Below are 9,476 nucleotides of genomic sequence, written 5' to 3'. Positions count from 1 at the left end.
GAAGTGTTCGAAGAAGAGGGGCAGACGCTCGTCTACTTCAACGATCAACAGGCGTCGGACGACGTACACGAAGTTTTCAACGAAGACAGCAAGAAGAAGGATCTGTTCCTGCCGATCGATACGATTGCATACATAGAGAACGGTCAGCCGGCAGCAGAGCTGGAAGTGACCGAAGAGTTGATACAGGAGAAGGATCAGGAGACATTGCGTACATTCGTAGCGGACCATTCATAAGGGGCCGTACGATGGAAATAGACAATTGAATAGAGGTGCGGCCGCTTATTCAGCGCGTAAGCGTCCGTCCACACAGAATGGTTTGCAGGGTTCGATTCCAAAAACCTGCCACGACATGTGCAGCGCTGTTCTACTGGTTCTTCGTACACAGCCAAAAACGATGTGCATTGGCAAGCGGCATTCGGATGCTGTCACGTTGCCACAGGGTTCTTACTTCCAGCCAGAAAGTAAAGGGTATTATCATGGACCATGTCTGCCAAGGTGCCCGTCACCGGTTTAAAGACAGCAGGCCCATACCTGAATTTCCGAATGGTTGGCACACGTATGATTTAGAGGTAAGTCGATAGTAATCGGCATGACAATATAATAAAAGCGAGAGGAAGATTTCTATGAATCTGTTAAACACGTTGATGCTGGGAGCCGCTGATGGGATGGATGGTCTCGTTCAGACGGGACAGTCGATTCTGCAATGGGCTCAGCGCCTTGGTTTGATCGGAGCTGCTTTGGCTTTCTGTGTCGGGGGATATTTCCTGATGTTCGGGGGCGACCGCGGACGCGGACGTTCTGTCGGCTGGTTCCTTGGAGGAGCGGTCGGACTGATCGTCGTTATGGGAGCGTACGGTATCGCAAGCGGAATCGACAACAATATCAAGTTTTAATAGAACGCTTATATATTAATGCAAAGCCACACTGCTGTTTCCGGTGTGGCTTTCGTATGTTTGGAGGTCGGAATCAATGTTATATGTAGTGTTTACTCAAGTGGAACACTCCAAAATTGCCAAGTTCGAGAAAATCCCGTTTCCGGAAGCTGTCCGCTTGTCTCAGGAAATCGAGAAGGAAATGCGGGAGAAGAAGGAAGAGGTCGATGGAGAGTTCTACCTTTTGGAAGAAGATAATAACGGAGACGCGATTTACTCCGGTACATTCCGGTTCGGTTCCTATTACGCGCCGAATTTATACATGCATATCAAGAAAAAGCTTCCGGTAATCCGGACGAGCAAGGAGAAAGAAAAGAAACGCCTTGCGTTGATGGCAGAGATGGAAGAGCTGGTCAGTGAGGAGTTCAAACAGGAGGAGAATGTGGAAGAGGAAGCGTTCCGCAGGCTCGATCGATCCCGGATTTCCCGCCTGAAGAAGTGGCAGCGCCGGACGATTTACGGTCTTGCCGCCTTTTTCACGCTGGCAACAGTCGGAACCGTCGCGTTCTTCCTGCTCCAAATCGCTTCGTTCCAGGCACAATATGAAGCGGTCGCGGCAGATAAGAAAGCCGAGGAAGAAGCCATCTCCCGCTATGAGGCTGCCCTTCTCGGGGAAGACACGTCCTTGAAAGAATACTTGGCCAAGCAGGATCTGGACGAGTTGGACGGGGAAGAGCAGAAGATCTACGCCGGCTACCTTGTAGAGGAAGAGGCGTTCGATAAACTCGTGTCGTTGTATGAGGAGGACGCGAAGATGGCGGCGACGTTCATTGCTAACAATCAAGGAATCGATGCGCTGAAAGCCTTCAATGAAGCTTACCCGACGAATGAAGCGAAGTTCGAAATCGCCTATGCCGAAGAGGAATACGACAAGGTGCTTTCCATTGAGAATATCGAAACGACGAAAGACCGAAGCGAGAAGAAAACGTACGCCTACTTGAAAACCGGAGATATCGAAAAAGCGAAGGCGGAGCTTGAGAACAACAACAGCGAAGAGCTGTCTGAGAAAATTGCCCGCTATGAAGAGATCGATCAGTCGCTTGCCGATATCGACGGAGATTTGAAAGGCGCGAAGGAAAAGGAAGAAAAGAGCCTGAAAGCAGAGAAGAAAGAACTTGAGGCGGAGAAAGAAAGTCTTTAAGACACCTGGAACAGGGTGTCTTTTCATTTTACATAGAGGTGATCATTATGCGAAAGAAGAGTGTCCATATCGTTATGGCTTCACTCGGGGCCGTGTTTGTCTTTTTTCTATTAAATACGGTGATCAATCTAATAACCATCACGGTCCAGGACGTCTGGAACAGTGATTCATTCCTGCAGCTGTCCGATCTCGACGTCTCGATCCAGTCCCTGGTGCTGGCGTTCGATCATATTCCGTCCCAGGTGTATATCGGTATGGCCGTCCTCACCCTTGTCGTGTTCGGGATTCTGTACTACAAACTGCGGACGAACTTCAAAGACTTGGAGAAAAGCGGGGATAAGGGGACGAGCCGTTTTACGACATTGAAAGAATTGAAGGCGCAGTATAAGGCTGTTCCGGAGAAGAAGGCATCCTTTCCGGGGACCGGCGGCGCGCCGATCTCGAGGTATAAGAATAACATCTTCATTGACGATTCGCCGGTCAACAACCTATGGATCGGTACGACCCGTTCCGGTAAAGGGGAGATGGGGATCTTCCCGATGATCGACATTTATTCAAGAGCGGAGGAGCAGGCATCGATGGTGCTGAACGATCCGAAGGGCGAGCTGTTCGCCGCCTCGAAGGAAACGCTTGAGAAGCGGGGCTACCATGTGGAGGTCCTGAACCTGGACAACCCGCTCCAGTCGATGTCCTACCAACTGCTGCAGCTGGTCATCGACGCCTATGAAGATGGGGATATGGCGAAAGCCGAGCAATATACGAAGACGATCAGCACGATGCTGTACAGCGATCCATCCGCTAAGGATAAGTTCTGGCAGGATAGTGCCGCCGCTCTATGTTCGGCACTGATCCTCGGGCTTTGCGAGAAGAACATCCCGCATCAGAAAGAGAAGGTGACGATGTACACGGTCGCCAATACCTTGAACACGCTGGCGAGCGAACAGTACATGGATGAAATCACCGGAGATACGGAAACCGGGCTCGACCGCTTTTTCGACAGCTTACCGGAACAGCATCCGGCAAGGCTGCAGTATGCCACGATCCGATTCGCGAGTGGAGCCAGCCAGACGGTCGCCGGCATTTTCTCTTACACCTTCGACAAGCTGAGCATTTTCACCCTGACACCGATTGCGAAGATGACGTCGATGAACAGTTTCGATATGAAGAAAATCGGTTTCGGGAAAACGATGACCGGATTCACGAAGCCGCTCAGCCGGGTCTATGTCCATTTTCCAGAAGGGCAGGTATCGGTACGGACAAATGAAAAAGGCCGCTTCGCTATCGATCATGACGAAAAGCTGACAGCCGGAGATCACGTGCGGATCGAAGTCGAGGACAGCGACATTTCTATGACGGTTGCCGTCGACGCCATTGATGAAAACGGGGACGTGCGTTACAGCGTTCAGGAGAAAAGCGGAGAAGCCGTCCGTATCAAACGGTTCGAACAGTTCGAGAAGCCGACCGCTTTGTTCATGATCACCCCCGATTACGATACGTCGCTGCACGTCATTGCTTCCTTGTATGTGAAACAGCTGTACACAGAGCTTGCCAGAACGGCGAGCCATACGAAGGGCGGCAAGTGCATCAGGGAGGTCGTCTTCATTCTCGATGAGTTTGGAAATATGCCGGTCATTGACGATATGGGGTCGATGATCACCGTCTGTCTCGGCAGGAATATCAAGTTCAATCTTGTCATTCAGGCTTACGCGCAGTTGAAACAGAAGTACGAACAGGATTGGGAGACGATCGATGGCAACTGTGCCAATACGATCTATATCCTGACGACGAACAACGATACGGCCGAAGAAGTATCGAAGAAACTCGGCGAGAAAACGATCACCTCCCACAGCCGGAGCGGCAGCACATTGTCGTTTGATAAAAGCAAGACAGAAGGAACGGACGGCCGCAGTCTTCTGAATGCGACGGAATTGTTCCAGCTGAAAGAAGGCGAAACGGTCGTGATCCGCGGCATCAAGCGCCAGGATAAGAAGCGGAAGACGATCAAGGCCTACCCGATCTTCAACACGGGAGAAACACGGATGAAATACCGCTATGAATACTTGGCAGATGACTTCGATACATCGATCTCCATTCATGAACTCGATATCCGCTGCCAGCACGAAACGTTGGACTTGAAGCAGGTCACGTACCGGTTCGGTGAGGAAAAGGAACATGCCGGTGCCGGCTCTATCGGTGAGCTGCTGGGAGAGGACAACATCCTCGTTTTTATCGAGCAGACGGTAGACAGGGCGACGGATCACCACGTAGAGGAGCTTCGCGACATGCCGGCGGATGATTTTCTTGAACTGCTTGAAAGCCTTCAGGAAGAGGGGCGGATAGCCGGTCATACGTATCAGCTCATCGTCGACAAAATAGCGGATGCGAGACAAAGGGAAGGAGCGGGAGACAATGAAAGACGGTTGGTATAAGCGGGCGAAAGAGGACGATCCTCTTTCCCTTGTCGAGGTGCTTGAGAAGCATAAAGACCATTTGGAAGATCATGAACTCGTCGTCCAGCTGCAGGACGGATTATGTAAAATCCATATGGATCCGGACACGTCGAAATACCGCATTCTCGTCGATCATTACGACGAGTCGGTCGATTCGACGGTCGAACGTTTCCTATTTACGAATGGATAGGGGGGAGCAGGAATGAGTGATGAGGAAATACTCCAGAAACTGTTGGAATTCGGAGACTACCTGACGAAAGGGACGATCATTCAGGATACCTTCCGCTGGGTGCTGTGGATGTTCGTCAAGGGGCTCGCGTGGATCGTCGATGCGCTGGAAGATGTAGCGGATACGATTCTCGGCTTGAAATCCTTCTATAACAATCAGGATTTCGTCGATTTCGTCGATCAATTCCAGCCTGTGTTCGTCATCCTGCTGGCCTTCAACCTGTTATATATCGGCTACCTGCTGATTTTTCAGAAGAAGTTCAACAGGGAGGGCGTCTTCACGAACCTGATCATGGCACTGATGATCATCGTCGTGCTCGGAACAGGAATGCAGAAGGCGGACCGCTTTACGGATGACGCGATCCAGGCAATCAACTATTCCGGCGAAGGCGGGAAGATCGCTTCACAGGTCGTGAAAAGCAATATTACAGATATCGGACTGTATGATATCAACGGTTGGGATAATCCAGAGCTGGAGGAAAAGAACAACATCGATCCCGAATTCGCTACAGACATCAATATCAACTCCTACTTACAAAAGGACAGCGATATAACGGAAGAAGAGAACCTTAGTAATGACGGAGAAAAAATATTAAGCCATAAAGTCGAGACCCTCGGTGACGGATCGCGGAAAATTATCGACCTCGAGGACGGCAGCTGGATCACGGATATTACGAAGGAGTATTACTACCGCTATACGGTGGACTGGATCAATATGATCGGGACACTTCTGATTATGGCTTTTGTGCTGATCACCATTTCCGTGAAGCTTGCCAAGCTGTTCTTCGAGCTCGCCTTCAACTACGTTCTGGCGGGCATCATTGCGCCGACGGATATTCACAACGGACAGAAGATGAAGCAGGTCGTACAGAACATCCTGAACATCTTCCTCGTTACGATCATGATTTTTCTCAGTATGAAAGTGTACATGATCGGGACCGGCTGGATCGGAGAGAACTTCGACGGCATCGTCTATTTGATCGCCATGATCGGCTTTGCCGCAGCGGTGATAGAAGGGCCGAATATCGTCGAGCGGCTGTTCGGCATCGACGCCGGATTGAAGTCCGGATGGGGTGCATTGGCAGGTACATATGCGGCGGCAAGAGGAGCCCAGGGACTTGCTAAAAGTGCAGGACGGACAGGCGGCGCAATGGTCAATAAATCGGCAGGCGCTGTCGGTGGACTCGTCGGCGTCGCCGGTGGTTTAGCCGGCAAACAGCAGGGCTCGGGGGAAGCCTCTGCCGGACAAAAGGGTGGAGCTCCTAAGTCGGCACCGAGTCACGAGCAGAAAAATAATCAAACGGCCGAATCAGAAGCAGAGAGTGGCGGACGTGAAGCGGCAGCCGGTGTCGAGGAAACGACCACGGCCAACGAGCAGGCTCCCGGTTCGATCCATGATGAGATGGATAAGCAGGACGGGGAAGAATCTGCTTCGGGAGCTGCGGGTCCGCCGTCCCTTCATGATGAAATGGCGAAGAAAGGCTATACAGGTGCAGGAACGCCTCCTTCAAAACAAGGGAAGAAGGCGAACGACGCCGGAAAACCGGGGCAAGGCGGCGCAGCTGGACAAGGAGAGAAATCCGGAACCGGCTCCGGCGCTCCGACCGGCGGAGCTTCTGAAGCACAAACGTCCGGAGCACCGGCTTCGGGACCTGAGCAGGGTGTGCAGCGGATGCCGAATGCTCCTGGAGGGGCGGAGGACCGTGGCAGCACGGGAACATCCGCGGAGCACTCCACAGAGAGCGGAGCTCCTGCTGCAGGAGTCTCCGGGGGCAACCGTCCGGGAACCGCATCTTCCGGTTCCTCTTCCACAGCATCAAGATCCGGAGGGACTGAAACGGCTCCGGGCACATCAGAAAAAGGAGCATCGAGCTCTAGCGGCACCGTTTCTCCCGGATCGTCTCCACGCGGGGCGGGCTCTGCCTCCAGTGGTTCTTCCGGCAGTAGACCGGCGGCATCCGGATCGAGCGGTTCTGCTCCTGTCGAGCGGGTGACGACAACGACGAAGACGACGACTGCCGGTCCGGCAGCGCCTTCTTCCGGCGCTTCACCGGCTCCGGCAAGACAGGAAAGACGGACGACGACGAGAACAACGTCAAGCGGCGGCAGTTCACGCCCTGTCTCCGGCGGCTCTTCCGGATCCGGAACGCGGGAGGTCATCCATGAACAGGAGCAGGTGGTGGAAGAGCGCCACGTCGGTCACGTGCTCCGCGATACTTTCCAGAACAACCGGACCGTCCAGCATACGCGCACGGGCTACCAAGTCGGCCGGAACACCGGCAAAGCAATGAAGCGCAACGTCAAGAAACAAGTGAAGAAATTTAAAGGATAGAAGGAAGGGAAACCATGGCGAATTACCGCATACCCAAGAACGTGACGAGTGAGCTGAAGATCAATAAGGCGTTGTACCTGACCGATCTCGGCATCCTCGTCGGACTGCTTTTGTTTACGTTTGTGATGAGCAATGTCGTTCACGCTTCCTTCACGTGGCTTTTCTATATATTCATGATCATCGTCGCGGGCCTGACGATCATCCGGCCTGCGACGAATCCGAAGAAGCGGATGTATGAAGCGATCTACCTTTCCCTGCGAAGAAGGAAGGACACATATATCGCCATTGATTATGAGGTGGACGAGAGCGATGAGAATAATGAAGTGGTAGGTGATACAGATGGCTTTATTCGATGAAAAACAAATGAAACGGCAGTCGGTGCCGGAGCAGAAGCAGCGGTCGGTTTTCGACGAAGCGAACATCCAGGAGCAGAAGGAACGGAAGTCGAAGAAAATCAAAGTGAAATCCAGTTTCGCTGAGATTTCTCCTGTCATCGATATGACGGCGAACGGGTATTTTCAGCTGAACCATGAAGAAGGCTATTTCGAAATTGTCCAGCTGACATCGAAGGATATTTATTCCCTCAATCAATCGGATAAGGATAAGAACATCTATACGCTGGCTTATTTCTACCAGTGGTACTTGAACGATATCAAGATCATCCCGCTGAACTTCCCTGTCGACACGAGCACCCAGCAGCGCCATATTCTGCGCAGGCTCGAGAAGACGACGAAGCGGGAATACCGCTTTTTCCTCGAGCAGAAGCTGAAGGAGCTTCAGTTCATCGAGAAGGAACGGACGAACCGGGAATATTACCTCTTCATCTATGCCGATGATGAGTATTCTCTGCACTCGCGGATCAAGAATATCGACCGGCTTATCAGCGTGTCGCTGCCGGTCGTGAGGCTGAGTGAAGAGAAGAAGATCAACATTTTGTATAAACTGTTCAATCTGAATTCCAAGAACAAAACAGCGAGAGGGGACATGTGACGTGCTGCAAGCGATATTAAGCCGATTCAAGCCATCGGACACGGAGAAGAAAGATGACAAAGAAGTCTATGGTTACAACCCTTATCTGCTGTCTGAGATTCAGAGTCAGGGCGGCATCAAGTTCGACGAAGCCTTCATCCGTAAAGGGGACGGCTATGAAACAAGCATCCACATCTACGATTTCCAAACGATCGTTTCCGACTTCTGGCTCGAGCAGATCATGAACATGCCGAACGTCGTGGCAAGCCTGGATATCAGTACCCCGAACCGGAAGGAAGTCATGGATAATATCAACAAGAGTATGGCCGAGCAGAAAGTCCGCGGAGAGAATGCCAAGGATACCTCGGACTTGATCGAAGCATCCCAGAGCTATGAAGAGCTTCAGGACATCTACAATGAAATCCGTCAGGGAGAAGTGCTGAAGCGGATCATCCTTCGTCTGTTTGTCAGTGCGAAGACGATTGATGAGCTGGAGCGTACCGTCAAGGAAGTCATCGATACGCTCGAATCTCTCAACTTCCGGGGAAGTGTGTTTCTCAATGAGCAGGAATACGAGTGGGAAGGGCTGTTCAGCAGCTACTCGACCCAGCAGAAATATCCGAACAAACGGAAAGGGGTCGAGATTCCGTCCTTGTCGCTTGCGGGCGGCTTTCCGTTCCACTTCACCGCTCTGAACGATCCGTTCGGTACCCATTACGGAACGACGGACACCAACGGCAACGTCATTTTCGATTTGTTCCATAAAGACCAGAAGCGTAAGTTCTACAACGCCCTCATGATCGGAAAAATGGGATCAGGGAAGTCGACGCTTCTGAAGAAGGTGGCGCTTGATAATGCGGTGAAGGGGCACAAAGTCCGGATTCTTGATATTACCGGAGAGTTTGAGGATCTGACCCATGCTCTCGGCGGAAAAATCATCGCCCTCGACGGATCGAACGGGATCATCAATCCGCTGCACGTCTATAAGACAGCATCGAACGATGACGGCACGGCGAACGAGCAGCTCTCGTTCACCCAGCACCTTAGTAAAATGAGCGTCTTCTACCGCTTTTTGAACCCGGATACGACCAATGCGGAAATCAAAGAATACGAGAATCTCCTGCGCAACCTGTACGTCGAGCACGGCTTATGGATCGAAGGCGAGGAAGAGAACCGCATCACCGACCGGAAGGCAGAGGAATATCCGACGTTCAGTGACTTCCTCTACTACCTGCGGAAAGAGCTGTATGAAGACATTGATGCCCAGCGAGTCTATGAAAATATCGGCGTCGTCCGCCGCGAGCGTCTGGAACATATCGAACTGAACATATCCAACCTCGTCCAGAACTATGCGCACTTATTTGACGGACCGTCGAGCATCGATAACTTCGACCACGAGTACTTTGTATCGTTTCCGCTCCGTA

The 9,476-nt window shown here is 51.8% G+C and carries 9 protein-coding genes; all 9 read left to right on the top strand.

The genetic code is table 11. From position 1 onward, the window contains the following. Window positions 1–234: hypothetical protein (locus D479_RS20635; protein WP_008634548.1), on the top strand; the 234-nt coding region annotated here is incomplete at its 5' end. Window positions 235–623: 389 nt separating this feature from the next. Continuing rightward, window positions 624–893, top strand: coding sequence for a hypothetical protein (locus D479_RS05425; RefSeq protein ID WP_008634546.1), 270 nt, complete (start codon window positions 624–626; stop codon window positions 891–893). Between the two features lie 76 nt (window positions 894–969). Continuing rightward, window positions 970–2,073, top strand: a complete 1,104-nt coding sequence (locus D479_RS05420; protein WP_008634543.1) for a hypothetical protein — start codon at window positions 970–972, stop codon at window positions 2,071–2,073. Window positions 2,074–2,120: 47 nt separating this feature from the next. Continuing rightward, on the top strand, window positions 2,121–4,502 hold the full coding sequence (locus D479_RS05415) for a VirD4-like conjugal transfer protein, CD1115 family (protein WP_008634542.1): 2,382 nt from the start codon (window positions 2,121–2,123) through the stop codon (window positions 4,500–4,502). Continuing rightward, window positions 4,483–4,713 carry a hypothetical protein gene (locus tag D479_RS05410; protein ID WP_008634535.1) on the top strand — a complete coding sequence of 77 codons (231 nt, stop codon included), beginning with the start codon at window positions 4,483–4,485 and terminating at the stop codon, window positions 4,711–4,713. Before D479_RS05415 ends, D479_RS05410 begins: the two co-directional genes overlap by 20 nt. A 12-nt stretch (window positions 4,714–4,725) precedes the next feature. Then, window positions 4,726–7,083, top strand: coding sequence for a pLS20_p028 family conjugation system transmembrane protein (locus D479_RS05405; protein ID WP_008634532.1), 2,358 nt, complete (start codon window positions 4,726–4,728; stop codon window positions 7,081–7,083). A 14-nt stretch (window positions 7,084–7,097) separates the two neighbouring features. Then, entirely contained in the window at window positions 7,098–7,439 is a 342-nt protein-coding gene (locus tag D479_RS05400) for a DUF5592 family protein (protein ID WP_008634529.1), read from the top strand. Then, entirely contained in the window at window positions 7,423–8,073 is a 651-nt protein-coding gene (locus D479_RS05395; protein ID WP_008634526.1) for a hypothetical protein, read from the top strand. Before D479_RS05400 ends, D479_RS05395 begins: the two co-directional genes overlap by 17 nt. A 1-nt stretch (window position 8,074) precedes the next feature. Beyond that, window positions 8,075–9,476, top strand: a 1,402-nt coding sequence (locus D479_RS05390) for a hypothetical protein (protein WP_008634523.1), incomplete at its 3' end; no start/stop codon positions are given.

It is taken from the genome of Halobacillus sp. BAB-2008, from assembly GCF_000328325.1.
In the GTDB taxonomy this organism is placed as follows: Bacteria; Bacillota; Bacilli; order Bacillales; family Halobacillaceae; genus Halobacillus.
The sequence above is the reverse complement of the archived record's forward strand: the minus strand, read 5'-3'. Positions and strand labels throughout refer to the sequence as shown.